Annotated in this window: 24 protein-coding genes and 2 pseudogenes; 3 read left to right on the top strand and 23 right to left on the bottom strand. The window is 69.4% G+C overall.

Going from position 1 to position 25,142, the window contains the following annotated elements; genetic code table 11:
- Nucleotides 1–55: 55 nt before the first annotated feature.
- The 6 genes from C1877_RS06490 to C1877_RS06465 all read right to left on the bottom strand — a co-directional run bounded on the left by C1877_RS06490 (nt 56) and on the right by C1877_RS06465 (nt 5,192).
- On the bottom strand, nt 56–1,480 hold the full coding sequence (locus tag C1877_RS06490) for a serine/threonine protein kinase (RefSeq protein ID WP_114568727.1): 1,425 nt from the start codon (nt 1,478–1,480) through the stop codon (nt 56–58).
- A 74-nt stretch (nt 1,481–1,554) separates the two neighbouring features.
- Nucleotides 1,555–1,974: a helix-turn-helix domain-containing protein gene (locus C1877_RS06485; protein ID WP_041239651.1), complete on the bottom strand. Its 420-nt coding sequence runs from the start codon at nt 1,972–1,974 to the stop codon at nt 1,555–1,557.
- A gap of 117 nt (nt 1,975–2,091) precedes the next feature.
- Nucleotides 2,092–2,586: a DUF5067 domain-containing protein gene (locus tag C1877_RS06480; RefSeq protein ID WP_181813805.1), complete on the bottom strand. Its 495-nt coding sequence runs from the start codon at nt 2,584–2,586 to the stop codon at nt 2,092–2,094.
- 187 nt (nt 2,587–2,773) lie between these two features.
- Complete coding sequence (locus C1877_RS06475; RefSeq protein ID WP_114568725.1) at nt 2,774–3,634, bottom strand: aldo/keto reductase; 861 nt, start codon at nt 3,632–3,634, stop codon at nt 2,774–2,776.
- A gap of 180 nt (nt 3,635–3,814) precedes the next feature.
- Complete coding sequence (locus tag C1877_RS06470) at nt 3,815–4,585, bottom strand: SDR family NAD(P)-dependent oxidoreductase (RefSeq protein ID WP_114568724.1); 771 nt, start codon at nt 4,583–4,585, stop codon at nt 3,815–3,817.
- 1 nt (nt 4,586) lies between these two features.
- On the bottom strand, nt 4,587–5,192 hold the full coding sequence (locus C1877_RS06465) for a TetR/AcrR family transcriptional regulator (protein ID WP_114568723.1): 606 nt from the start codon (nt 5,190–5,192) through the stop codon (nt 4,587–4,589).
- Between the two features lie 492 nt (nt 5,193–5,684).
- Here C1877_RS06465 and C1877_RS06460 point away from each other — a divergent pair, with 492 nt between their 5' ends.
- Nucleotides 5,685–6,653, top strand: a complete 969-nt coding sequence (locus tag C1877_RS06460; protein WP_114568722.1) for a helix-turn-helix transcriptional regulator — start codon at nt 5,685–5,687, stop codon at nt 6,651–6,653.
- 74 nt (nt 6,654–6,727) lie between these two features.
- Here the strand turns inward: C1877_RS06460 and C1877_RS06455 are convergent, their stop codons facing one another.
- Nucleotides 6,728–7,219 carry a flavodoxin gene (locus C1877_RS06455; RefSeq protein WP_015540200.1) on the bottom strand — a complete coding sequence of 164 codons (492 nt, stop codon included), beginning with the start codon at nt 7,217–7,219 and terminating at the stop codon, nt 6,728–6,730.
- A gap of 366 nt (nt 7,220–7,585) precedes the next feature.
- Between C1877_RS06455 and C1877_RS06450 the strand changes: the two genes are divergently transcribed.
- Entirely contained in the window at nt 7,586–8,800 is a 1,215-nt protein-coding gene (locus C1877_RS06450; RefSeq protein WP_244909805.1) for a DEAD/DEAH box helicase, read from the top strand.
- A 270-nt stretch (nt 8,801–9,070) separates the two neighbouring features.
- Here the strand turns inward: C1877_RS06450 and C1877_RS06445 are convergent.
- The 10 genes and pseudogenes from C1877_RS06445 to C1877_RS06400 form a co-directional block, all read right to left on the bottom strand.
- A pseudogene (locus C1877_RS06445) lies at nt 9,071–9,376 on the bottom strand (peptide chain release factor-like protein); the annotation flags it as partial.
- A 208-nt stretch (nt 9,377–9,584) separates the two neighbouring features.
- Complete coding sequence (locus C1877_RS06440; protein ID WP_114568721.1) at nt 9,585–11,258, bottom strand: AMP-binding protein; 1,674 nt, start codon at nt 11,256–11,258, stop codon at nt 9,585–9,587.
- Between the two features lie 12 nt (nt 11,259–11,270).
- Nucleotides 11,271–11,822: a helix-turn-helix domain-containing protein gene (locus tag C1877_RS06435; protein WP_015540202.1), complete on the bottom strand. Its 552-nt coding sequence runs from the start codon at nt 11,820–11,822 to the stop codon at nt 11,271–11,273.
- 9 nt (nt 11,823–11,831) lie between these two features.
- Nucleotides 11,832–12,368, bottom strand: coding sequence for a 2-oxoacid:acceptor oxidoreductase family protein (locus C1877_RS06430; RefSeq protein ID WP_015540203.1), 537 nt, complete (start codon nt 12,366–12,368; stop codon nt 11,832–11,834).
- Nucleotides 12,365–13,210: a thiamine pyrophosphate-dependent enzyme gene (locus C1877_RS06425; protein ID WP_015540204.1), complete on the bottom strand. Its 846-nt coding sequence runs from the start codon at nt 13,208–13,210 to the stop codon at nt 12,365–12,367. The genes C1877_RS06430 and C1877_RS06425 overlap by 4 nt, the downstream gene beginning before the upstream one ends.
- 3 nt (nt 13,211–13,213) lie before the next feature.
- Nucleotides 13,214–14,287 (bottom strand): 3-methyl-2-oxobutanoate dehydrogenase subunit VorB, encoded by a 1,074-nt coding sequence (vorB, locus tag C1877_RS06420; protein ID WP_114568720.1) that lies wholly within the window; start codon nt 14,285–14,287, stop codon nt 13,214–13,216.
- 7 nt (nt 14,288–14,294) lie between these two features.
- Nucleotides 14,295–14,501, bottom strand: a complete 207-nt coding sequence (locus C1877_RS06415) for a 4Fe-4S binding protein (protein ID WP_015540205.1) — start codon at nt 14,499–14,501, stop codon at nt 14,295–14,297.
- Between the two features lie 66 nt (nt 14,502–14,567).
- Nucleotides 14,568–15,293: a nucleotide-binding protein gene (locus C1877_RS06410; protein WP_114568719.1), complete on the bottom strand. Its 726-nt coding sequence runs from the start codon at nt 15,291–15,293 to the stop codon at nt 14,568–14,570.
- The gene (locus C1877_RS06405) at nt 15,290–17,071 is read right to left on the bottom strand and encodes an AMP-binding protein (protein WP_114568718.1); all 1,782 of its coding nucleotides are present in this window, start codon (nt 17,069–17,071) and stop codon (nt 15,290–15,292) included. The genes C1877_RS06410 and C1877_RS06405 overlap by 4 nt, the downstream gene beginning before the upstream one ends.
- 135 nt (nt 17,072–17,206) lie before the next feature.
- Complete coding sequence (locus tag C1877_RS06400) at nt 17,207–17,791, bottom strand: helix-turn-helix domain-containing protein (protein WP_015540206.1); 585 nt, start codon at nt 17,789–17,791, stop codon at nt 17,207–17,209.
- Between the two features lie 292 nt (nt 17,792–18,083).
- On the opposite strand from C1877_RS06400, the pseudogene C1877_RS15665 reads away from it, so the two are divergent.
- Nucleotides 18,084–18,881 (top strand): annotated as a pseudogene (locus C1877_RS15665) (EAL domain-containing protein); the annotation flags it as partial.
- Nucleotides 18,882–18,922: 41 nt separating this feature from the next.
- Here C1877_RS15665 and C1877_RS06390 read toward each other — a convergent pair.
- From C1877_RS06390 to C1877_RS06365, 6 genes are all read right to left on the bottom strand, one after another.
- Nucleotides 18,923–20,455 carry a GntR family transcriptional regulator gene (locus C1877_RS06390; RefSeq protein WP_114568716.1) on the bottom strand — a complete coding sequence of 511 codons (1,533 nt, stop codon included), beginning with the start codon at nt 20,453–20,455 and terminating at the stop codon, nt 18,923–18,925.
- 93 nt (nt 20,456–20,548) lie between these two features.
- Nucleotides 20,549–21,928, bottom strand: a complete 1,380-nt coding sequence (locus C1877_RS06385) for a transcription antitermination factor NusB (RefSeq protein WP_114568715.1) — start codon at nt 21,926–21,928, stop codon at nt 20,549–20,551.
- Complete coding sequence (gene fmt, locus C1877_RS06380; RefSeq protein ID WP_114568714.1) at nt 21,921–22,877, bottom strand: methionyl-tRNA formyltransferase; 957 nt, start codon at nt 22,875–22,877, stop codon at nt 21,921–21,923. Before fmt ends, C1877_RS06385 begins: the two co-directional genes overlap by 8 nt.
- A 2-nt stretch (nt 22,878–22,879) precedes the next feature.
- The gene (def, locus tag C1877_RS06375; RefSeq protein ID WP_041239659.1) at nt 22,880–23,425 is read right to left on the bottom strand and encodes a peptide deformylase; all 546 of its coding nucleotides are present in this window, start codon (nt 23,423–23,425) and stop codon (nt 22,880–22,882) included.
- A 226-nt stretch (nt 23,426–23,651) separates the two neighbouring features.
- On the bottom strand, nt 23,652–24,590 hold the full coding sequence (locus C1877_RS06370) for an SPFH domain-containing protein (protein ID WP_114568713.1): 939 nt from the start codon (nt 24,588–24,590) through the stop codon (nt 23,652–23,654).
- Nucleotides 24,590–25,015: an NfeD family protein gene (locus C1877_RS06365; protein ID WP_015540208.1), complete on the bottom strand. Its 426-nt coding sequence runs from the start codon at nt 25,013–25,015 to the stop codon at nt 24,590–24,592. The genes C1877_RS06370 and C1877_RS06365 overlap by 1 nt, the downstream gene beginning before the upstream one ends.
- Nucleotides 25,016–25,142: the final 127 nt, after the last annotated feature.

Raw genomic sequence — 25,142 nt, 5'->3', positions numbered from 1 at the left:
CGCCGTCAACGACCCGTGGCGCGGTCGTTGACGGGGCTCGCGGCCGGCAGGCGCCCTAGGTGCGCGGCAGGAAGCCCGTGGCCACGGCGGCGACGACGAAGCCGATCGCGAACAGGGCAAGGCAGACGACAACCTGCGCCTTGAGCGGAATGCGGCCCAACGCAGGAACGAGGCGCACGAGCGGTCGGCGGTCGCTCGCCAGGAAGAAGCCGGGCAGGAACATGAGGACGGCGATGCCGTAGTAGGCCGCGATGCGCGCGGGCAGGGGGCCGCCGTAGCCGACATCCCCCGGCTCCGGCGAGAACGCCAGGTCGGTGGCCACGCAGAGGAAGAGCACGGAGAGCAGGGCCAGCGCCGCGTCCCACACGATGCCCGCCCAGCGCGGCACGCGCCCCCAGAACGCCCCCTCCCCGCGCACCGCTGCGCGCGGGGAGGGGGGAACCGGGGCAGGCAGGTCGGGATAGGCCCGCAGAGCCGCCAAAGGCGCAGCCCCCGGAGCCTCGGGCGCGGCCGCCGGCCGCCATCCCGCCGCAGGGCCCGCGGATTCGATCCTCTCCGTCGCCGACGCCGCGCCCTTCGCCTCGCCCGCGGCCGCTGCCGATCGTCCCGAAGGCGTCCTCGCCGCGTTCCTCGCCGCCTCCACCGCGTTCCCCGCCGCTCCGTTGCCGCCGGAAGGGAGCAGGCGGCGCACCGCCTCCCCGAACGCCTGCTCGAGCTCCCGCACGCTCGCGTAACGGTCCCGCGGGTCGAACGCCGCCGCGCGCTCCACCACCGCCCGGAGCGGCTCGGGGACGCCCGCGCCGCGGTAGCCCGCACGGCGCGCCTTGGCGTCCGGCGTCTTCTCCGTCAGGCAGAAGTACAGCAGCATCCCCAGCGCGTAGACGTCGGTGCGCGCGTCGCTCTGCCCGTAGCCGAACTGCTCGGGCGGCGCATAGGCCCGCGTGCCGAAATGGTGCGTGTCCTGCTCCGCCGCCTCATCGAAGGAGCGGGCGATGCCGAAGTCGATGAGGGTGAGGTTGTCGCGCGTGAGCATGACGTTGGAGGGCTTGAGGTCACGGTGGATGAGCGGCGGGTCGAACGCCTCGTGCAGCTCGCGAACGGCCTCGCAGAGCTTCGGGAACACGTCGCATGCGAGGGCGACGGACGGGTCGCAGCGGTACACGACGTCGGCGAGCGTCTCGCCGCGGACGAACTCCATGACCACGACGCGCCGGGAGCCCACCGCATGGCAGTCGAGCACCAAGGGCAGGTGGAGGAACCGCCGGCCCGAGCGCTGGGCGCGCCAGAGCCGCTCGTAGGCCGCCCCGAGGCCCGCATCGCCGTCCAGGTACTTGCGCACGTACGGTCCCTGCTCGGAGCCGTTCGCCCCCACGAAGTACACGAGCTGCGTGGTCTCGAACGCGCTTTCCTTCATGACGGCGTCCACGCGATAGCAGCCGTCGCGCGCCAGTGCATCGAGATGTTCGGAGAGCTCGTCCATGACAGGTACATGGTAGCAGAAGGAGCCGGGGGCGCACCGGACGCCGAGGAGGTTCGCGCGGGCTCCCCGCAGCCTCAGCAGATCGTGTCCTCGCCGAAGCGGTAGAGCTCCTCGTCGGTCTTCTGCAGGCTGTAGCCGTGGTCGAGGCAGAAGATGATGATGGCGTCGCGGCGGTCTTTGCAGTACAGCCCGCTGGCGCCGGCCGCCTGCAGGAGCCGGTCCGCCTCCTTGAGCGTGAGGCCCAGGGCGAAGGCCAGCTGCAGCACCTTGTTGCGCGACGCGCCGCGCTGCCCCATGAATATCTGGTAGCCGAACGTGTCGTTGAGGCCCGCCCGCCGCACGACCTCGGCCCGCTCGAGGCCCTTCTCGTCGAGCAGCTGCTGCAGGTAGTCGGGCAGGCTGCGCCTGCCGATGCGGTGCCGCTCGGCGAACGCACGCGGGTCCGGCGCGTCCAGCAGCTCCTGCAGCAGCTCGTCGGTCAAAGGCTCTTTCACGCGGCGCTTCCTTCTTCTTCGTTTCGTGTCCGGTCTCATGGTATCAGACGGCCGCCGGAGCCGGCCGGGCAAGGCGCCGCGAGGGCGCCCGCCCCGGCTCCGGCGGCCGGCACGGCCTTACGCCACGTCGAACGTCTTCTCGGCGAGGACGGTGTCGTCCAGGCTGATGAGCTCGGTGCACTCCACGCTCACCTGCGACTGGTCGTCAAGCAGGTAGGCCTGCTGGACGGTCGTGGTGGCTCCCGACTTGATCTCGTTCATGGAGCTCTGGGAATCGATGTCGCTCACGATCGCCGTGTCGAGCTGCACGCCGTTCTGGAACGCCTTGGCCGACACGGCCGTGAAGAACGGCACGGCCTTCTCCGCGTTGTTGGTGAACGTGTACGTCACCACGATGGCCGCCTTGCCCGCGTAGTCCTGCACCACCGTGCACTCGTCGATGCTCACGGCGTACTTGGACTCCTTCTGCTCGGGCTCCTTCTGCGCGGCCTGCGCGGCGTCGTCCGCCTTCTCGCCGCTCGGCGCCTCCGAGCCGCCCGACGAGCAGCCGAACAGCCCGACGCATGCGGCCAGGGCGCAGGCCGCCGCCAAAGTTCCGATCTTCTTCCTCATGGTCCCTCCTTGCTCCGGTTTATCCATCGGAACAAGGGTATCGAAACCGCCCCGCCAAAACATTAGCTGGCAGCTAAGTTCCCGTCAGCGGGACAGGAGCGGAAACCCCCGCTAACAAGGGCTTTCCGGACGACGAGAGCGGTGGAGGCCCCCGCCGCCCTCGTCGGGGATGCGAGGGAAGGGCATCCTAGAAGTCGATGGTGTCCGGGTCGAGGCCGCTTTGGCCGAGGGGGTCCAGCTCGTCGATGCGCTGCAGGTCCTCGTCGGTGATGTCGAACCAGAACACGCGGGCGTTCTCGGAGATGCGCCCGGCGTCCGTGGACTTCGGCAGCGGGATGGCGCGGCGCTGCAGGCACCAGCGGATGCACAGCTGGGCCACCGTGCAGCCGTACGAGGCCGCGATGTCGATGAGCAGCTGGTTCTCCAGCACGCGGCCCGCGCCGAGCGGCGACCAGGCCTCCACCACGATGTCGTTGCGGTTGCAGAAGTCGCGCGTGGCCTCCTGGTTGCAGCCGGGGTGCAGCTCTATCTGGTTCACCATGGGCAGTATCTCGGCGGCGCCCATGAGGGGCTCCAGGTGGTGGGGCTTGAAGTTGCTCGTGCCGATGGCGCGCACCTGGCCGTCCAGGTAGAGCGTCTCGAGCGCCCGCCACGTCTCCTGGTTCGTGCGCTGCCAGTCGTCCTCGGCGCCTTGCGCCGCCGGCCAGTGGATGAGGTAGAGGTCCACGTAGTCCAGGTGCAGCTTCTTGCGGGATTCCTCGAACGCCTTGAGCGTGGGCTCGTAGCCGCGGTCGGTGTTCCACACCTTCGTGGTCACGAACAGCTCCTCGCGCGTGAGGCCCGACGTGGCCAGGGCCTTGCCCACCGTCTCCTCGTTGTCGTAGGCCGCCGCCGTGTCGATGTGGCGGTAGCCGTTGGCGAGCGCCTGGTGAACGGCGTCGATGCCCACCTCGCCGTCCGGCATCTTCCACGTGCCGAACCCGATGCACGGCACGCCGTAGCCGTTGCGCAGGGTGATCTTGTCTTGCGGGCTTTGCAGGTCTGCCATGAGTGCCTCCTCGTTTGCAGGCGCGCCGCCCCGATCGCGCGGCTTGCGGCGCGCCCTTGCCTTCGCGTATGCGCCCACTCTACCGGCCGTCGCACCCGGTGCGGGCCGGCGCGGGCGAACCGTCACCCGGTTGTTGGGACTTGAGCACAAACCGGGCGGCGGGCGCCTCGCCGGCCGCCCCTAGCCCCCGTAGCGCTTGAGCATACGCAGCCACGTGGCCATGACGAGGCGCTGCGGCACGACCTTCGCGGCGACATGCAGGTACTTCGCGTACAGGGGGAACACCGAGAGGGCGCGGCCGCGGCGGGCGTCGCGCAGGGCGCGGGCGGCCACTTTCCCAGGCGGCACGAGGCCGGGAAACGACACGCGCCTCCCGTTGACCTCGCGCAGGAGCAGGTCGGTGTCCACCCAGCTCGGGCACACGGCGCACACGGTCGCGCCGGAGCCCGCCAGCTCCGCGCCGAGCGCCCGCGAGTAGCTGAGCTCGAACGCCTTCGTGGCCGCGTACAAGGCGAGGTAGGGCGTGGGCTGGAAGGCCGACGCGGAGGACACGTTCAGGATGCGGCTCCCCCGCCCCATGAACGGCAGGCAGACGCGGCAGAGCGCGGCGACGGCCGTGCAGTTCAGGGCGACGGTGCGCTCGATCTCGCCGACGGAGAACCCGTCCCATGCGCCCATCCTCGCCGCGCCTGCGTTGTTCACCGGATAGGCCACCGTCGGTCGCGCCTCTTCGAGGGCCCGCTCGACGGCCCGCAGCCCTTCGGCGGTCGCGAGGTCGGCCGCGAGCGGCACCGTGCGGCAGCCCAGCTCGTCGCGCAGGCGCTCGAGCTTCTCGTGGGTGCGGGCCACGGCCCAAAGCTCGTCCACGTCGCCGTCCCGCAGCAGCTGCTCGGCGAAGGCGCGCCCGATGCCGCCGGTCGCGCCCGTGACCAGCGCGATGCGCGCGCCCATGCTAGCGCCCGCCCTTCAGCAGCGTGCGGTCCAGATCGGCCGCGCTTATCATGTCGTAGCCTGCGGTGAACAGCCGCTTGAGCGCGTAGAGGTACGCCACGCCCCAGTAGTAGTCGGCCAGCTTGAACGGGTCGCCCGCCGCCACGCTGCCCTCGCGCTGGCCCTGCGCGACGATGCGCGCCGTGAGCGCGTACAACTCCGAGCGGTACGGGGCGGGGCGGCCGTCAGCGCCCGGCTCCTCCTCCAGCATGGCCTGCGCGTTCAGCACCACCGACGCCGCGAACAGCTCGTCGTCGGCCAGGCGCCCGAGGACGGAGGCGGACAGGCGGCGGATCTTCGCCTTCGCGGACAGAGGCAGCCGGGCGAGCAGCTTGAGCTCGCGCACGTCCTCGCCGTTCGCCACCAGCGCGCGCAGGGCCGCGAACAGGTCCTCCTTCGAGTCGAAGTACCGGTAGATCGTCCCCTGCGCGATGCCGATGCCCCGTGCCAGATCGGCGATCCTCGTGCCCGCGAAGCCGTTGCGCGCGAAGTAGCGCAGCGACTCCCGCAGTATCCGCTCCCGCATCTCGTCGCGCATGGCTGCGCACTTCTCCGCCGACTTCGGCATGGACGCCCGCTTTCCCGTTGGATGAACATTTTCTCACTCATAAGATACGCGGCGGCGGTCGGGAAGTCAAGGCACTCGCTCCATGGGTTGCGCTTCCCGGGTTCGCTCGCACGAAAGCCAGCGGTCAGAGGGCAGCGCATGCGCAGGCCGCGCTCCGGCCTTCGCGCGAAAGCGGTCTTCGTACACGATGTTTCACGTGAAACATCAGGTATTCCAGCACATATGTTTCACATGAAGCACCTCGTTCCTTTACCGCTGCAAGCACAGTTGCGCATGCGGCAGGAGGCCGCGTACCGGGGAGCTGGTCTACGAGACCGAGGCCGCCATGAGCTGCGCGAGGGCTTCAGCGCCACGTCCCTGACCCGCTTCGAGTTGGCACGGCGTGAAAGCACGGGCGACGCGCGCGCAACGTCCGCAAGCCCGATCAAGCGCGGCCCCTCTCCTTCCCCTATAGTGATCCCAGCGCGCGCTACCAGGAAGGAACGATACGACATGCACGAGTGGCGGAGGCAGGTACAGACGATCGTCGACGCGATCGACGAGAGCATCGCGAACCGCGATGACGAGGCGCTCGCCTTGCGGGCGCTCGCGGAACGGCTCGGGTACTCCGAGTTCCACACCACGCGGAAGTTCAAGGAAGTGTCCGGCATGCCGCTGCGCGACTACCTGCGCACGCGCAGGCTGGCCTTCGCGCTGAAGGAGGTGCGGGACGGCGACAAGGCCCTGCTCGACATCGCGCTCGACCACGGGTTCTCGTCGCACGAGGCGTTCACCCGGGCGTTCAAAGGCGCGTTCGGCACGACGCCGAGCGCCTACCGCAAAGATCCGCGGCCCGTGGTGCTGCGTACGAAGATCACCGCCTTCGACCGCTACGTGCTAGGGATGGGAGAGATCGGCATGGAGAAAACGGACGACGGCATCGAGCAGTACCTGATCACGGTGCCCGCGCACAGGTTCCTGCACGTGCGCAACTGCGAAAGCAACGGCTATTGGGACTTCTGGCAGAAGCAGGCGGCGATCCCCGGGCAGGACAGGGACACCGTCTGCGGGCTGCTCGACAGCGTGAAGGGAAAGCTCGACGACGAGGGAGGCCCCAAGGCGAACGCCGGCGGCGGCCAGGTGATGGCCTACGTGAGCGACCCGGAGGGGCGCCTGTGCGCCTGGGGCTTCCCGCGCGTCGAATGCCACGGCGCACGCCTGCCCGCCGACTGGGAGGGCGAGGTGCCGCCGAACCTGCAGCTCATGGACGTGGCCGCCGGCGAGTACGTTGTGTTCGAGCACGGGCCGTTCGACTACGAGCGCCAGATGCGCACCATGGAGGACGAGATCGAGGCGGCGATGGGCGCGTTCGAGGCCGCCGACAACGGCTGGGCGTTCGACACGACGCCCGGCAAGGTGATCTACCTCTACTTCGACCCCGCCCGCTTCTGCAAGTACGTGCGCCCCGTGCGGAAGGCGTGACCGACCGCACGCACGCGCTCGCTCGCCTGCGCCGATGCCGCCATCAGGGGCGCTCGCATCGGCGCAGGGCGTTTCTACAGCCCCAGGCCCTCCACCCAGCGACGCACCTCGCCCTCGCTCGCACGGCTGGCAAGGCGGCGGCCCGGCTTCCACGACGTCGCAGGCGAGCAGCACGCATGCAGGATCGCCTCGGTGCCGCCCATGTTGCTGCCGCCGGACGTGGCGAAGGGCACGACCGTCTTGCCGGAGAAGTCGTAGGCCTCGAGAAACGTGCTGACGATAGTGGGCGCCACGTACCACCAGATGGGGAAGCCCACGAACACGGCGTCGTAGGCGTCCATGTCCGCCACGCGGCTGGCGACGGCCGGGCGCGACGCCGGGTCGTTCATCTCGACGCTGCTGCGGCTCCGCTTGTCGTTCCAGTCGAGATCGGCCGCCGTGTAGGGCGTTTCGGGCACGATCTCGAAGAGGTCGCCGCCCGTCGCGCTCGCGATCGTGCGCGCCAGCCGCTCCGTCTCGCCGCTTGCTGAAAAGTACGCGACGAGGATCTTCTTGCCGTTTTCCATGATGCACGCTCCTTCTACCCGTATCGGTTGCAGGCCCATCGTATCTCCTGGAGCGAACTCCAAGTCAAGCAGTAGTTAGAGAACAGGTAATCGAGAACAGGCCGCGCTCGTCCATCGGGGCTCCTTTCGCGTGCGTTTTCCTGCTACCCTATCGGCTGGAGCTCGCTACAACTCCTTCCCGTATGCTAATTTGCTTCATGTTCGCGATAGCTTCCCGCGAACGGCTCCGATGCGCTATCATAGATGCAGGTGATCGGCACAACTTTCTTCCGCGCCGCATACGATGCGAACCGATCCCGGTCGCCCGCCATCAAGTTCTGCAACGCTTGGAGATGCGCTTTGAGTTCGACGTTTCAAGACCTCGGCTTGTCCGAGACCACCCTCGCCGCCGTCGCACAGATGGGCTACAACGCCCCCACCCCCGTGCAGGAGCAGGCCATCCCGCTCGCGCTCGAAGGCCGCGACGTCGTGGCCGCCGCCGTCACGGGAACCGGCAAGACGACCGCGTTCGCACTGCCCGTCATCGAGCGCATCGACCGCGCGAAGAAGCCCGGGTCGCCGCGCGCGCTGGTCGTGAGCCCCACGCGCGAGCTCGCCTTGCAGATCGACGCCGCCTGCACGCAGCTGGCGAAGGGCTCGGGCCTGCGCGTGGTCACTGTGGTGGGCGGCGTGCCCTACAAGGGCCAGCTGTCGAAGCTCTCGCGCGGCGTGGACATCCTCGTGGCCACGCCCGGGCGCCTCCACGACCTCATGGAACGCGGCGACGTGAAGCTGCGCGACGTGGAGATCCTCGTGCTCGACGAGGCCGACCGCATGCTCGACATGGGCTTCTGGCCCACCATGAAGAAGATCGTGGCCGCCACGCCCTCCTCGCGCCAGACGCTGCTCTTCTCCGCGACGCTCGACCGCAAGGTCATGCAGAGCGTCTCGGCCATCCTGCGCGATCCCGCGTTCGTCGAGGTGGCGCACAAGGGCGAGACCTCCGACACCATCGAGCAGTTCATCGTCCCCGTGGGCTCGATGCAGAAGGCGAGCCTTTTGCGCCTGTTGCTCGCCGAGCGCGGAAGCAAGCGCGTCATCGTGTTCACCGACACCAAGACCCGCGCGGAGATCTGCACAGGCCAGCTCAAGCGCGCGGGCTTCCGCGCGGAGTCCATCCACTCCGACAAGACGCAGGCGCAGCGCAAGCGCGCGCTCGCCGCGTTCAGCAAGGGCGACGTGGACGTGCTCGTGGCCACCGACGTGCTGGCCCGCGGCATCGACGTGCCGGACATCGCCTACGTGGTGAACTACGAGCTGCCCGAGAACCCCGACGACTACGTGCACCGCATCGGCCGCACCGGCCGCGCCGGGGAGGCCGGCTGCTCCATCTCGTTCGTGAGCCCTGAGGCGAAGGCGCAGCTGCTCGACATCGAGAAGCTGCTGGGGTCGAAGATCCCCACGCTGGCCGTGGAGGGATACGACGCGACGGAAGCCGAGCGAGCGCTCGCGAACCGGTTCGTGTCGAAGACCACCAGGGGCAGCGCCGCGTTCTCGCGCTCCCTGCGCCGCAACCCCACCGGCTTCGGCAGGCGCCGCTAGCGATCCCGCCAGCTTACGCCGGCTTGACTTGGAGCCTGCTTCAAGGTGCGCAATGAGGGGTCGAACCGATCCAACGCGAGCGGCGGGTCAAGCCGATGGAAGCACGGCAACCCGCCGACGGGCAGGCAGCAAGCAAGACGGAATAGCCGCTTCCCGGCCGTCTTGCTCGCCTTCCACGTCAGCCGGCAGAGGCAAGGGGGGCTCCCGGTTCCGGAGGGCAGGCCACCATCGTTGGAAAGGACCGAGGCGCTGTTCGGCCTGGCAGGTCCCTCACTCCCCGTCCACGGGCCGCCTGCGCGCCTTCGTCTCGGCGCGGCGGCGCTTGTCGGCCAGGCGCGCCTCCTTGGCGCGGCGCGAGGGCTTCGTGGCGCGGCGCACCTTCGGCGGGCGTGCCTTGGCCTCGAACAGGCGGCGCAGCTTCTGTAGGCACAGCTGCCGGTTGCGGAACTGGCTGCGCGACTCGCGCGAGGTGACGGCGATGCCGCTCGGCCGGTGCACCATGCGCACGGCGGAGTCGGTGGTGTTCACGCACTGTCCGCCCGGCCCGCTCGCACGGAACACCTGCACATCGCAGTCGCGCGCAAGCTCCTCGAGCGCCATCTGCGCCCATCGCGCGAAGTCCCGGTATGTCGGCTGGCTGGAATCCATGAGGGCCATGATAGCGCAGGTTCATGCAATTCGCGCGACAGGGCGAAAACAAACGCGCAGGTTGGCGTAGTAAGGCAGCGGGAAGTCCCCTCGTAGCGTCAAGGAGTTCCGGCGGCCGTCAGGCCGCCGGAACAGATCAGTCCTCTATCCCGTCGTTGTTGCGGATGAGCTTGCGCTTGATCTTGCCGCCGATGGTCTTGGGCAGCTCGTCCACGAACTCCACGATGCGGGGGTACTTGTACGGCGCGGTCGTGTGCTTCACGTGGTTCTGCAGCTCTTTGACCAGCTCGTCGGAGGGCTCGTAGCCGCGCGCCAGCACGACGGTGGCCTTCACCACCTTGCCGCGGATGGGGTCGGGTGCGGCCGTCACGGCGCACTCCACCACGGCCGGATGCTCGATGAGCGCGCTCTCCACCTCGAAGGGGCCTATGCGGTAGCCCGAGCACTTGATCACGTCGTCGTTGCGGCCCACGAAGAAGCAGTAGCCGTCCGAGTCGCGCCACGCCATGTCGTGCAGGTTGTAGTACTCCCCGCCCACGGCCTCGCGGGTGCGCTCCGGCTCGCGGTAATAGCCCACGAACAGGCCCGGCGGGTACGCCTCCGCCAGTCCGGTCACGCAGATCGCGCCCTCCTCGCCGTCGGGCACCTCGTTGCCGTCGTCGTCGAGCAGCTTCACGTTCAGCAGCGGCGAGGGCTTGCCCATCGAGCCCGGACGCGGCTCGATCCACGGGAACGTGGCCAGGAGCACCGGTCCCTCGGTCTGGCCGAAGCCCTCGCGGATCTTCTTGCCGGTCAGGCGTTCCCACGCGAGCGTGACCTCGGCGTTCAGCGGCTCGCCTGCCGTGGCGAAGTTCTTCACGCTCGACAGGTCGTAGGCCGCCACGTCCTCCTGCAGCATGAAGCGGTACATGGTGGGCGGCGCGCAGAACGTGGTCAGCCGGTAGTCCTGGATCTTCTGCAACAGCTTCGTCGGCACGAACTTGTCCATGTCGTAGACGAAGATGGTCGCGCCGGCGATCCACTGGCCGTAGATCTTGCCCCAGCCGAACTTGGCCCAGCCGGAGTCGGTCACGCTCATGTGCAGCGCGTCCTCCTCCACCTGCTGCCAGTACTTCGCGGTGATGATGTGCCCCAAGGGGTGCGCGAAGTTGTGGCACACCGCCTTCGCGAGGCCCGTGGTGCCGGACGTGAAGTAGATGAGCATGATGTCCTTGCTCGTGACGCCCTCCGGGCCGCACGGACGCTCGAACTGGTCGGACTCGCCCGCGATCAGCCCGTCGAACGGCATCCAACCCGCGCGCTCGCCCGCCACGATGATGCGGTTCTCGATGGACGGCGACTCCGGAAGCGCCTCCTCCATCTGGCCGCACACGTAGGCATCGTCCACGCACACGACCATCTTCACCTGCGCCGAGTTGGCACGGTAGACGATGTCCTTCTTCGTGAGCTGCAACGAAGCCGGGATGATGGTGGCCCCCAGCTTGCAGAGCGCCACCGCGCACACCCAGTACTCCCAGCGGCGGCGCAGGATCATCATGACCACGTCGCCCTTGCCGATGCCCAGCTTGGAAAACGCGTTGGCCGCCTGGTTCGACAGGCGCATGAGGTCGGTGAACGTGAACGTGCGCTCGTCGTCGTGGTCGTCGCACCACACGAGCGCCCGCTTCTCGGGCTCCACGCGCGCCCACTCGTCCACGACGTCGAACCCGAAGTTGAACGCCTCCGGCACGTCGATGCGGAAGTTCTCGAAGAAGTCCTCGTAGGAGTCGAACTCGATGCGCGGACAGTACTTTTTCAGGATGTGGTTCACGGGCTGTGCTTCCTACTCTGCGATGATCGTCACGAATTTTGCGGGCACGTCGCCGCCGCAGCGCTGGCCGTGCGGGTGCTCGGGGTTGAAGTAGATGCTGTCGCCGGCGTTGAGCTCGAACTCCTTGTCCTCCCAGGTCACGATCACCGTGCCCTCGATGACCAGGTTGAACTCCTGACCGGTGTGGGTCACGAGCTTCGCGGGCTCGTCGGAGGGGTCCAGCACCACCAGAAGCGGCTGCATGATCTTGCCGGTGTAGCGCCAGGCCAGATCCTCGAAGTGGTAGCCCGGGTAGCGGTCGACCTCGCGGCCCTCGCCGCTTTTCACCACCTGGTAGGTCTGCAGCTTGGCGGCCGTGCCGGTGAGTATCTCCGTGAACTCCACGCCGAAGTGGTGCGCCATGTGGTAGATGGCCGAGATGGGCACGTCCGCCCCCGTGGCCTCCCACTCCTCGTACGTCCCAACCGGCACCTCGAGCTCGCGCGCCATGTCCTCGACCGTGACGTCGCACGCCTCGCGCAGGCCCTTGATGCGCAGGCCGATCTCGGCGAATTCGGTTACCATGCGCTCTCCTTATGCGTCCATGCCCAACGTGAGGGCCTTCTTGTTCATCTCCAGCATGGCGGCCTTGCTGGCCGGCACGCACTTCTCCATGGCCTTCCAGAGCGTGTCCTCGGCGCAGAAGCGCGTCTCGGCGAACAGCTTGCCGACCATGATGATGTTCGCGAGCTTCTTGAAGCCGGCCTCCTCGGCCATGGCGGTGGCGGGAAGGGCGCACATTCGCACGCCCGGGATGTCCGGGACGTTCGCGATGAGCGTGGAGTCGGCCACCACGACGCCGCCCTCGGCCATGGCGCCGGCGAACTTGTCGAGCGAGGGCTGGTTCATGGCGACGAGCGCATCGGGCGCCAGCACGAGCGGGCTTCCGATAGGGTCGTCGGAGAGGCACACGCTGCAGTTCGCGGTGCCGCCGCGCATCTCGGGGCCGTAGGAGGGAAGCCACGACACCTCGCGGTCTTCCAGAAGGCCGGCGTAGGCGATCAGCTTGCCGGCGAACAGCACGCCCTGGCCGCCGAACCCGGCGAGCACGATGTTCAGGGAGCGGCTCATCGCGCACCCCCTTCCGTCGGCGCGGGGTTCGCTATCGGGCAGTCCGCAGCGCGCGCGGCGGCCGCCTCGGCCGCATTCGCGAAGCCGTCTGCGCGCACGTCCTTGTACACGCCCAGCGGGTAGTACGGCAGCATGTTCTCGCGCATCCACGCGAACGAGTCCTGCGGCGTCATGCCCCAGTTCGTGGGGCACGTGGCCACCACCTCCACCAGCGAGTAGCCCGCGCCGTCGATCTGGGTCTGGAACGCCTTCTTGATGGCCTTCTTGGCCTTACGCACGTTCTTCGGGCTGTCCGCCGTCACGCGCTCCAGGTACGCCACGCCGTCGAGCGAGCTCAACAGCTCGCACACGCGGATGGGGAACCCGGCGGCGTCCGTGTCGCGGCCGTACGGCGAGGTCTGCGTCACCTGGTGCGGCAGGCTCGTGGGGGCCATCTGGCCGCCCGTCATGCCGTAGATGGCGTTGTTGATGAAGATGACGGTGATGTTCTCGCCGCGCGTGGCCGCGTGGATGGTCTCGGCCATGCCGATGGAGGCGAGGTCGCCGTCGCCCTGGTAGGCGAACACCACGTTCCCCGGGTGCACGCGCTTCACGGCGGTGGCCACCGCCGGCGCGCGCCCGTGGGCGGCCTCGATCATGTCGCAGCCGAAGAAGTCGTAGGCCATGACGGAGCAGCCCACGGGGGCCACGCCCACGGCATCGCCCTCCACGTCCAGCTCGTCGAGGCATTCCGCCACGAGGCGGTTGATGATGCCGTGCGTGCAGCCCGGGCAGTAATTGGTCACCACGGGAAGGAGCGCGTGCGGGCGCTCGAACACCACGTTGGTCTCTTTATCGGCCATGGGTTACTCCCCTCCCTTCAACATGCGTTCGTTCAGGTCCTCGATCTGGGCCAGCACCTCCACCGGCGTCGGGATGACGCCGCCGGTGCGGCCGAAGAACTCCACGGGTCGGCGGCCGTTCACGGCCAGGCGCACGTCGTCCACCATCTGGCCCATGTTCATCTCCACGGTGAGGAAGGCCTTGGCGGTGGGCACCGCGGCCTCGAGCGCGTCCACGGGGAACGGCCAGAGCGTGATCGGGCGGATGAGGCCGGCCTTCACGCCCTTGGCGCGCGCCTCGACCACGGCGCTGCGCGCCACGCGCGCGCTCGCGCCGAAGGCCACGACCACCACGTCGGCGTCCTCGACGAGGAACGTCTCGGCGCGCTGCTCGTCGCGCTCGATGACGGCGTAGCGCTCGTAGCGCTCGACGTTCAGGCGCTCCAGCTCGTCGGCCGTGAGGTAGAGCGAGTTCACCACGTTGTGGGGGCGCTTATGCTTGTGGCCGGTGGTGGCCCAGGGCTTCTCGACCTGCTCGTCGCGCGGCTCGGGCATGACCACGGGCTCCATCATCTGCCCGAGCATGCCGTCGGCCAGGATCATGACGGGCGTGCGGTACTGGTCGGCCACGTCGAAGGCCGTGAACGCGAGGTCGGCCATCTCCTGCACCGTGGAGGGCGCGTACACCACCACGCGGAAGTCGCCGTGGCCGAGCGCGCGCGTGGCCTGCCAGTAGTCGGCCTGCGAGGGCTGGATGCCGCCGAGGCCCGGGCCGCCGCGCTGCACGTTGATGATGACGCCCGGCAGGTCCGCGCCGGCCATATAGGAGATGCCCTCGCCCTTGAGCGAGATGCCCGGCGAGGAGGACGACGTCATGACGCGCGCGCCGGCGGCCGAGGCGCCGTACACCATGTTGATGGCCGCGATCTCGCTCTCGGCCTGCAGGAACGTCCCGCCCACCTTGGGCATGCGCTTGGACATGTAGGCCGCGAGCTCGGTCTGCGGCGTGATGGGATACCCGAAGAAGAAGCGGCAACCCGCGCGCAGGGCCGCCTCGGCCAGCGCCTCGTTGCCCTTCATGAGCACTTTCTCTGCCATGAGCAGCCTACCTTTCCACCGTGATGGCCACGTCGGGACACATCGTCGCGCACGACGCGCAGCCCGTGCACGCGTCCAGGTCGATGCAGTGCGCCGGATGGTAGCCCTTCGCCGTGATCGTGTTCTCGTCAAGCTCGATGATATGCACGGGGCATGCGTCCACGCACAGGCCGCACCCCTTGCAGAAGGAGTCGTCTACGCTGATTCTCGCCATGATCCGCCTTCCTCGTCTCGTCTGTATGCGCATACGGCGCCGCCGAAGCGCCGCCGCTCTCTCGTCTTATTGCCAGGGAGTTCTCACATATACTCGCACAGGATAGGCCTCCCCCGCCCCTCCGTCCCGCCCAAAGCGGGGAAATTGCCGGTCAGCGTCCTGGCAGGCCGTCTCCGCCGGCACCGTGGTGAAGGCGAGCGGCAGGCCTGCGAGGCGCGCGACCTCCTGGGCGAAGGGGATGCCCGCGGCCACCACGGCCTCGTCGGTGTCGCCCTGCAGGTGCGTGTTGTTGGCCACGGCGGTGGCGGCGAGGTGCGACTTCGCCTCGATCTCGCGCAGCACCTCTGCCGCCTCGGCCGGCTCCTGCGTGAGGTTGCGGCTGCGGTTCACCACGTAGAGCATCTCGTAGGGCCCGGCCGCAACCGCGCGCGCGAAGCGCCCGAGCGCCGTGGCGCCCACGTCGTCGCCGCCCGCGTCCACGATGAGCAGGCGCCCCTCCCCCGCGCGCGCCTGCTCGATGGCCGGCAGGATGGTGCCCGACAGGCTCGGCCCGTCCAGGTTCGTGCCGGCGAACACGGGCGCGATCGTCCGCACGCCCGCCTCGTCGAGCAGCGCGCGGTAGTCGCTCGAGCGGAAGAACGGGTTCACCACGTCCAGGTCGACCACCGTAACCTCCAGCCCGCGCGCCGCCGCATCGAGCGCCAGGTTGAGCGCAAGGTTGGTCTTGCCCACCCCGTAGTGCCCGGTGATCACGAGGACGGGCGCGGCGGGCGCCCAGGCGGGCGCCGTCACACCAATCCCTCGGGGGTCTTGGGCTTCTCGTCCTCCTGGCGGATGACGGCGCGGCGGATCTTGCCGTTCACGGTCTTGGGCAGGGCGTCCACGTACTCCACGATGCGCGGGTACTTGTAGGGGGCGGTGCGCTTCTTCACCCAGGTTTGGAGCTCGCGCGTGAGCTCGGAGGAGCCGGCGAAGCCCTCGGCCAGCACGATCGTGGCCTTCACGGCCTTGCCGCGCACCGGGTCGGGCACGCCCGTGACGGCGCACTCGCGCACGGCCTCGTGCTCCAGAAGCACGCTCTCTATCTCGAAGGGCCCGATGCGGTAGCCGCTCGACTTGATCACGTCGTCGTTGCGGCCCACGTACCAGAAGTAGCCGTCCTCGTCGCACCAGGCGGTGTCGCCGGTGTGATACCAGCCGTCGTGCACGGCCGCGGCCGTCTTCTCCGGGTCGCGGTAGTATTCCAGCATGATGCCGGCGGCCTTCTCGTGCACGTCGATGCACACCTCGCCCGTCTCGCCCGTGTCGCAGCGGCTGCCGTCCTCGCGCTGGATCTCCACGTTGTACAGCGGCACCGGCTTGCCCATGGAGCCCGGGCGCGGCACCGATCCCGTGAGGTTCGCGATGGTGAGCGGCGTCTCGGTCTGCCCGAAGCCCTCGTAGATGGTGAGGCCGGTGTGCTCCTTCCAGAAGTCGAACAAATCGGGGTTCAGCGCCTCGCCCGCCGTGGTGGAGTACATGAGCGTGTGCAGGTCGTAGGCGTCCACGTCCTCGGCCATCATCATGCGGTACATCGTGGGCGGGCAGCACAGCGTCGTGATGCCGTACTTGCCGATGAGCGAGAGTATCTCGGAGGGATGGAAGCGGTCGAAGTCGTAGGTGAACACGCACGCCTCCATGAGCCACTGGCCGTAGTACTTGCCCCACACGGCCTTGCCCCAGCCGGTGTCGGCGATGGTGAAGTGCAGGCCGTCGGGCTGCACGTTGTGCCAGTGCTTGGCCGTGACCAAATGGGCGATGGCGTACTCGGAGTCGTGCAGCACCATCTTGGGGTTGCCCGACGTGCCGCTCGAGAAGTACATGAGCATGGGGTCGGCGGCCAGCGTCTCCACGCGCGCGAAGTCGGCGCTCGCCGCGCTCACACCCGTGTTGAAGTCGAGCCAGCCCGCGCGCTCCACGGGCGCGGCGCACACGCCGTCCGGGCCGGAGAGCGCCGCGCCGAGCGGCAGCCCGTCGTCTGGGAACACCAGGTTGCCCTCCGCGTCCTCGGGCGTGAGCCCGCCGCCCGCGCCGTTCACGAGCATCTTCACCTCGAGCGTGGGGCACGCGCCCGCCACGTTGTCCACCACGTCCGCGATGTCGCCGAGCGAGGTGGCGATGATCGCCTTGATGGACGCGCCGTTCAGGCGATACTCCAGGTCGTGCTCCTTGAGCATGAAGGTGGCCGGCACCATGACCGCGCCCAGCTTCGCGAGCGCCGTGGCCACGAACCAGAACTGGTAGTGGCGGCGCAGGATGACCATGACGTAGTCGCCGCGGCCAACGCCGTGGGCGGCCAGGTAGTTCGCGGTCTTGTCAGACCAGCGCTTCATGTCGGCGAAGGTGAACACGTGCTCCTCGCCCTCGGGGTTGCACCACACCATGGCGCGGCGGTCGGGGTCGTTCTCGGCAATGTCGTCGACCACGTCGTAGCCGAAGTTGAAGCCCGCGGGGCACTTGACGGCGAAATCGACGAGCAGGCCTTCCTCGTCGTAGGTCTCTTCGACGAAGCGGAGGTTGATGTTTCTCATGGGTGTTCTCTTCCTGGGAGGCAATGCGGCGGGCGGATCCGCCGCGAGACGGATACGATCATCGATGCGACGGCGCCTGACCGGACGCCCGCCCCGGGCCGCCGGATGCGGCGAGGCGGGACGGGACGGCGGCGCCTAGATAATCGCGTCCCCGTGGGGCTTCATGACGATGGCCAAAAACGTGCACGGCTCGCCGCCGGTGGCGATCATGCCGTGGCCGCGGCCCGAGTCGTACATGAGCAGGTCGCCGGCCTCCAGCTCCTCGACGTGGTCCTCGTAGGCGAAGCGCATCCTGCCCGACAGGATGAAGTCGAGCTCCTGGCCCACGTGGTAGGACAGGTGTATGGGAGCGTCCTGCTCTTCCTCGAGGTAGGGCGCCGTGACCAGGAACGGCTCGGCCAGCTTGTTCTTGAAGTGGGGGGCCTTGTGCAGGTACTCGAAGCCCGCGCGGCGCTTGATGGAGAGCCCGTCGGCCGCGCGCGTGAGCGAGTAGCCCGACAGGTGCGGGTTCTCGCCGGTCAAAAGCTCGATGACATCCACGCCCAGGCGCTCGGCGCACTTGTAGAGGAACGTGAACGACAGGTCTTGCGCGCCCGATTCCTGGGCGGCGTACTCGGCGAGGGTGCGGCCGGTGGCGTCGGCCATCTCCTGCTGGGTGATCTCGAGGTCTTCGCGCAGCGCCCGAATGCGCCCTGCCACCTCTTCGATATTCGGCTCCATAGTCGCTTGACCTCCTTCTCAACGTCGCGGCAGCGTCGCTTCGAATAAAGGGCGGCCTGCCTTGTCTGGTAAAAAGTTTTCCCATTGTATAGCAAATCGGTCGGCTTCGCCCCCAGAAGGCCGAAATCTCCGCAGGCGGCCGCGCAAACCACCGCGCACCGCCCCGCCCCGTGCGCATGCGCCGGTGAAAACGCCACGGCAACGCTTGCGGCCCGCACCGCTCTTTGATACCCTTCTCGTGTACCTTTCTGTGTACGTTACCAGTAAGCTAAGCGACAGGAGGAGACCAGCGATGGCGCGCGAGCACGAGGTAGCCCACCTCGCCCCTTGGAGGCGGCGCCGGGCGGACCGCGCGATGCTGCGCGCCTGCGACCGTCGGGCGCGCAGAGGCGCTCCCGACGGCGCGGCCCTCGACCGGCTCCGACGCGAGAGGGAGCTGGCGGACCTGCTGGACGGCTCCCTTGCCAACGGCGACTTCTCCGTCCTGCTCCAGCCCAAGGTGCGCCTGGCAGACGGCGCCGTGGCCGGCGCCGAGGCGCTGGCCAGGTGGCTCCATCCGCGCGAGGGAACCATCTACCCGTCCGAGTTCGTGCCGGTGCTCGAACGCAGCGGGGCCGTGCGCGCGCTCGACCTCTACGTGTTCGAGCGCGTGTGCGAACGGCTGGCACGCTGGCTGCGCGAAGGCCGGGAGCCCGTGCCCGTGTCCGTCAACCTTTCGCGCCGCCACTTCGAGGACCCCCGCTTCCTCGCGCGCTTCGCCGACACGGCCGACCGGCTCGGCGTGCCGCGCGGGCTGCTGGAGATGGAGTTGACCGAGTCGATCTTCCTCGACGACGAGGCTATCGACAACGTGAAGCGCGCCGTGCGCGACCTGCGCGCCGCCGGGTTCTCCTGCTCGCTCGACGACTTCGGCTCGGGCTACTCGTCGCTCGGGCTGTTGAAGGAGTTCGACGTGAGCGCCCTCAAGCTGGACCGCCGGTTCTTCCGCGAAGACACCCCGCGCGCCCGCGACGTGGTGGAGGCTGTGGTGCGCCTGGCTGCCAAGCTGGGCCTGGACACCGTGGCCGAGGGCATAGAGGACGAGCGCCAGCTGGCCTTCCTGCAAAGCGTGGGCTGCGGCCTCGTGCAGGACTACGTCTTCGCGGAGCCCTTGCCGTTCGACGAGTTCGAGCGTTGGGCGGACACGCGCGCAAGGGCGGTCGCGTCGGGGGCGGGCTCGGCCAGCCGCTCGGTGCCCGGCATGCCGGCGGCCTCCAGGAACGTGCGCACGGCGGCGAGCATGAGCCGGTAGTACCCGTCCATGGCCCGGGCGAAGCCGACGGCGTCGCGGGAGCGCAGCGCCTCGAGCCCTTGCTCCCCCAGCGCCTCCAACACCGGCGCGCTCGCCCCCGAGGGGCCGAAGAACACGAGGAAGTAGCCCCATAGCAGCAGGCTGTTCAGCTCTCCCAGCACGTCGCGCAGCGGATCGAGCGGCACGTTGCCCAGGAAGCCCTCCATGAGCGCCTTGGGGACGGCCCATGGGCCCGCCTCCCGCCCGAGCGCGCGCTCGGCATCGCCTGCCACGCCGTCGATGCGGTCGGCCACGGTGCCGAGCGCGGCCGGCAGCACGATGCAGAACATCTGCAGCGCGTCCGCGAACACCTGCAGGTCGCGCCGGAACGAGCCGTCGGCGAGCGCGCGGGGGTCGAAGCGCGCATCCGAGGTGCGAACCTGCGTGCCGCGCCCGTTCGAGGTGGAGGCCACGCCCATGGCGTTCAGCACGCCGAGCGCCTTCTGGACGGTGGAGGCGGAGGCGCCGTAGGACTGCGCCAGGCTCGCGATGGAGGGCAGGAGCGAGCCGTCGGGGAACTCTCCCACCGCGATGCGCTCCACCAGGTCGCGCGCCATCTGCGCATGCACGTAGGAGCGGCCGGTGCGCGCGTTCCAGGAGAACCCGCGGCCTCCCCCCTCCGTGCCGGGGTACGCCGCGTCAAGCTCGTCGAGGTAACGCTCCACGTACTCGGCCGTGCCGCGGTACAGCAGGCCGAAGCGCCGCTGGACCTCCGCGGGATCGTCCCCGGAAAGCGAGGCGAACATCCAGCCGAGCAGGTTGTCCGACTCCTCGGTCGCCCGGACGTAGGGGTCGGCGAAGCCGGGCAGGGCGGGCACGGCGCTCGCGCGCTCCAGGCCGGCGTAGCACTCGGAGAACAGCGGGTTGCCCGCCTTGTCCAGCAGCTCGTGCAGCACGAGGGAGGAGCGCGACAGACGCCAATCGCCCGAACGGTTCTCCACGTCGGCGCGCTCGAGGGCGCGGCCGAGGGCCGCGAGCTCGTCTGCGCGGCAGTGCCGGGCAGCGAACGCGTAGAGCGGGGGCATGACCAGCTCGAGCGTGCGGTAGCAGGCCAGAAGCTCGTCCCGGCGCGCCAGCAACGAGCGCGCCGCGCGCTCGACGTCGTCGTCCGAGGAGCGGAACGCCACGGTTGCGCGGCGGCGCTCCTCGGTGGCAATATAGCCATCGTCCTTGAGCGCCTTGAGCACGTCGCGCACCGTCCGAGCGCCCACGCGGTAGCGCTTGCCGAGCTCGCCCATGGAGGGCAGCGTGTCGCCGGGCCGCAGGGCGCCGCCGGTTATCTCGCGCACGAGGTCGCCGTACACGTACTCGAACAGCGTCGTCTTCCGCTCCATGCCACCTCTCTCGAACGTCGATGGAAGAAGAGGCCCTCGGCTCGCCGAAGGCCCTCAGACGGCAGCCGTCGGCCGCGCGCCCGAGAACCCTCCCTACCGCTTCCGCGCGAAGCGCACGGCGAAGTGCGCGTCGGGGGTGCCGGGCGCGAGGCGCGTGGCCACGCACGCCTTGCCCGCGATGGGGGCCAGCTCGAAGTCGGCTCCCTCGGGGCTCTCCAGGAAGCGCTTCACCACGGCGTTGTTCTCCGTATGGGTCACGGTGCACGTGGCGTAGGCCAGCTGGCCGCCGCGCGCCACGTGGCCGGCCGCCGAACGCAGGAGCGACAGGCCGAGCGCGGCCAGCTCGCCCAGATGCTCCTCGGTCAGGCGCCAGCGTATCTCGGGATGCCGCCGCAGCGTGCCCAGGCCCGAGCAGGGGGCGTCGATGAACACGGCGTCGAACCGGCGGCCGCCCAGCACGGCGCCGAGCATGGTGGCGTCGCCCGTGACCGCGTCGGCCACGTGCACGCCGTACTCCTCGGCCCGCTCGCGCAAGAGGTCGGTCTTGAACGCGTGGTTGTCCAGCGCCACGAGCTCCATCTGGCTGCCGTAGGCGCGCAGGGCGCCGCTCTGCAAAAGGATGGTCTTCGTGCCGCGCCCGGACCCTATCTCCAGAAACGACGCGGGCATGTGCGCGGGAAGCACGCTCGCGGCCACGAGCTGCGAGGCCGCGTCCGACACGAGCAGCTTGCCCTGCGAGAACAGCCGGCGCACGCGCCCGTCCTGCAGCGCGCGCGGCTCGGCAACCTGCAGGCAGCCCGGCACCTCCACGCCGTCGATGGACACCGGGCGCACGTCCGCGCCCGCCTCGGCCAGGGCCGCGCGCACCTCGTCCGCCGTCGCCTTCGCCTCGTTCGCGGCCACGAACAGCGGCGCGGGCTCGTTCGAGGCGCGCATGAGGTCCACGGCCGCCTGGGGGCCCAGGTCGGCTATGAGGCGCTTGGCCAGCCACAGGGGGAACGCATGCAGGCGCGCGAGCGCCGCCACGTCGCGGGAGGGGTCACCGAAGGGGAACTCGCGCTTCAGGGCCACCACGCGGCGCAGCACGGCGTTGGCGAGGCCGGCGGCGCGGGGCTGCACGGAGCGCACGAGCTCCACGCCCTGGTCGACGGCCGCGTGCGGCGTCTTGTCCAGGAACAGTATCTCGTAGGCGGCGATGCGCAGCGCGTCGCGCACGTCGTCCTGCACGTCGCCGGGCTTGTCGAGCGCGCGGTCCAGCACCTCGTCGAGGGTGCCCCAGCTGCTCGCCACCCCGAGCGCAAGGCGCGTGGCGAACGCGCGGTCCTCGCGTGCCATAGGCGAGCCGTCGACGCGCCGGGCGATGACGTCCTGCGCGTAGGCGTCGCGGCGACGCACGTCGCCGCAGACGGCGAGGGCCGCGAGGCGCGCCGGACTCGCCTTCGACGGGCGGCCCGCGGTCTTGTCGTCACTCATGCGCTGCCTCCCATGAAAGCGTCTCCTGCTTGATGCCCTGCACGCCGGCGGCGAACGCCTTGGCGTCCATGGCCTGCCGGCCGTCGGGCTTGACGGAGGCCACCTCGGCCGCGCCGTCGGCGAAGCCCAGGAACAGCCGCTTGCCGGCGAAGCGCACCTCCCCCGCCGCCAGCCCGCCGGCCAGCTCGCGCCCGCGGTCGTCCTCCACGGCGCGCAGCGCGAGCACCGTCACCGGGCGGGCGGCCACCACGGCGCGCGCGGGATGGGCGCCGCTCGAGGCGCGCACCTTGCGCACGGCCGCCTCGGCCGTGTCCCGGGGATCCAGGTCCAGCTCGCCCTTTCCCACCTTCGAGGCGTAGGTGACCTGCGACTCGTCCTGCTCCGTCCACTCGGCCGCGCCGTTCTGCACGTGCACGAGGGCCGTGAGCAGGGCATGCGAGCCCAGGTTCGCCAGCTCGTCGGTGAGCTCCGGGGCCGTCTTGCCGTCGATGCGCGCCGTGCGGCACACGCAGTAGGCGCCCGTGTCCAGGCCCTCCTCCATGCGCATGATGCACACGCCCGCCACGGCGTCGCCCGCGAGTATCGCGCGCTCCACCGGGGCCGCGCCGCGCCAGCGCGGCAGGAGCGACGCGTGCACGTTCAGGCACCCGAAGGGCGGCAGGTCCAGCACCGCCTTCGGCAGGATGGCGCCGTAGGCGGCCACGCAGATGACGTCGGGCTCGAACGAGGCCAGCTCGGCCTGCACGGCCTCGTCGCGCAGCGTGCGCGGCTCGAGCACGGGCAGCCCCAGGCGCTCGGCGGTGCGCTTCACCGGCGACGGCTCCAGCTTCCGGCCGCGCCCGCGCACGGCGTCGGGGCGGGTGTACACGGCCGCCACCTCGTGCTGCTGGGACAGGTCCTCCAGTATGGTGGCCGCGAACTCCGGCGTGCCCATGAACACGACGCGCATGATCAGCGCACCCGCGTATCGAGCGACGTCTCGCCCGGCTTCGCGCCCGCGGCGCGCGCCAGCTCGTAGTCGCGCAGCGCCTGGATGCGCGCGATGGGGTCGCAGCGCTCGAACATGGTGATGCCGTCCAGATGGTCCAGCTCGTGCTGGAGGCAGCGGCCCAAGAGCCCGTCGCCCTCGATCTCCCACTCCTCGCCATCCAGGTCGAAGTAGCGCACGCGCGCCCACGGCGGCCGCGCGATGGGCACGGAGATGCCGGGGCACGACAGGCAGCCCTCGCCCTCCACCACCGGGTCGCCCTGGGCGTCCACGAGCACGGGGTTCACCAGCACGATGGGGTCCTGCTCGCCGGACTCGGCCTGGTCGCAGTCCACCACCACGAGGCGCTTCGTCACGCCCAGCTGCGGCGCGGCCAGGCCGCAGCCGTCGTTCTTGTACATGGCCTTGGCCATCTGCCTGGCCAGCTTCTTCAGGCCCTTGTCGCCCAGGTCGCACGGCTCGCAGACCGTGTTCAGCAACGGGTTCGGTGATTGCACGATGGTTATCACGAAGACACGTCCCTCTCGTTCCTTATCGCACGCGTCCCGGCGCAGGCCGGGACGCGGAAAAGTTCCTTGTGGGGACATTGTGCGGTTTCGGCTGCCCCTTGTCCAGTAGCATGCGGGAAACATCCACAAAACCCAAGGTGAGAAGGGGAAGAATGCAAGCGCCCGAGGGATCGCCCGCGCGGAGGGACGATTGGCTCCCGCCTTCGCCCCGCCGCGCGCCGAATGGCTACTTGTCCGCCACGATCTCCTTCAGGCTGGCGGCGAGTCCGGCCACGCCCTGGATGTCGGAGGGGATGATGATCTTCGTGGCCTGACCGTCGGCGACGGTCTTCAGGGCCTCGAAGGCCTGCAGGGTGAGCACGGCGTTGTCGGCGCCGGCCTCGCGCACCATGCGGATGCCGTCGGCGGTGGCCTGCTGCACGTTCAGGATGGCGGCGGCCTCGCCCTCGGCCTCGCGGATCTGCTTCTCGCGCTCGGCCTCCGCGGCCAGGATCACGGCCTGCTTCTCGGCCTCCGCGGCCAGGATCTGCGCCTGCTTGTTGCCCTCCGCCACGGTGATGGCCGACTGCTTCTCGCCCTCGGCCAGGAGGATGGCCTCGCGCTTCTCGCGCTCGGCCTTCATCTGCTTCTCCATGGCCTGCTGGATGGCGGCCGGCGGCGTGATGTTCTTCACCTCCACGCGGTTCACCTTGATGCCCCACGCGTCGGTGGCCTCGTCCAGGATGGAGCGCATCTTGGCGTTGATGGTGTCGCGCGACACGAGCGTGGTGTCCAGCTCGAGGTCGCCGATGATGTTGCGCAGCGTGGTCGCGGCCAGGTTCTCGATGGCCACGAGCGGGTTCTCCACGCCGTAGGCGTAGAGCTTCGGGTCCATGATCTTGAAGAACACCACCGAGTCGATGGACATGGTCACGTTGTCCTTCGTGATGACGGGCTGGGGCGGGAAGTCGGCCACCTGCTCCTTGAGCGTGATGCCCGCGCGCACGCGGTCGATGAAGGGGATCTGCACGTGCAGACCGTTGTTCCAGGTGGTGAGGTACGAGCCCAGGCGCTCCACGATGGCGGCCTGCGCCTGCGGCACGATCTTGATGCACGTGACGGAGAACAGCACCACGAGCACGACGACCACGATGATGGCGATGGTGAGGGGGTTCAAGGGGAACATCAGCGTTTCCTTTCGACGATGAGCTTGACGCTTTCCTGGCCCACGATGCGCACGACCTCGCCCGCGGGGATGGGGAGCCCGTCCGCGGAGCGCGCGGCCCAGGTCATGCGGTTGTCCGTCTCCACGCGGCCGGTCATGCCGTCGTTGTCGACGCCCTCCACCACGACGGCCGTCTGGCCGACATGGGTGGGCTCCTCGAGCTTCCCGCGGTCGCGGTACTTCACGAAAACGGGGCGCAGGCCCACGAGGCAGGCCACGGAGACGACGAGGAACACGACCAGCTGCACGACGAGGTCGGCGCCGAGCAGGCTCGCGACGAACGCGACGAGCGCGCCCACGACGAACCACATGGTGATAAGGCCGAGCGAGACGATCTCGACGACGCCCATGACGGCGGCGACGCCCAGCCAGACGAAGGGACTCATGGCGACTCCTTTCTCTTTGCTTGAGTATACCATGCCGCCTGCTGCGCCATGGCGGCGCCGGACGGGAAAGCGGGAGGGCGCCAGGCAAGCGAGGAGGTGCGGCACCTCCCGGACGACCAAGGGCATG

Source organism: Gordonibacter pamelaeae, from assembly GCF_003340385.1.
In the GTDB taxonomy this organism is placed as follows: domain Bacteria; phylum Actinomycetota; class Coriobacteriia; order Coriobacteriales; family Eggerthellaceae; genus Gordonibacter; species Gordonibacter pamelaeae.
The sequence above is the reverse complement of the archived record's forward strand: the minus strand, read 5'-3'. Positions and strand labels throughout refer to the sequence as shown.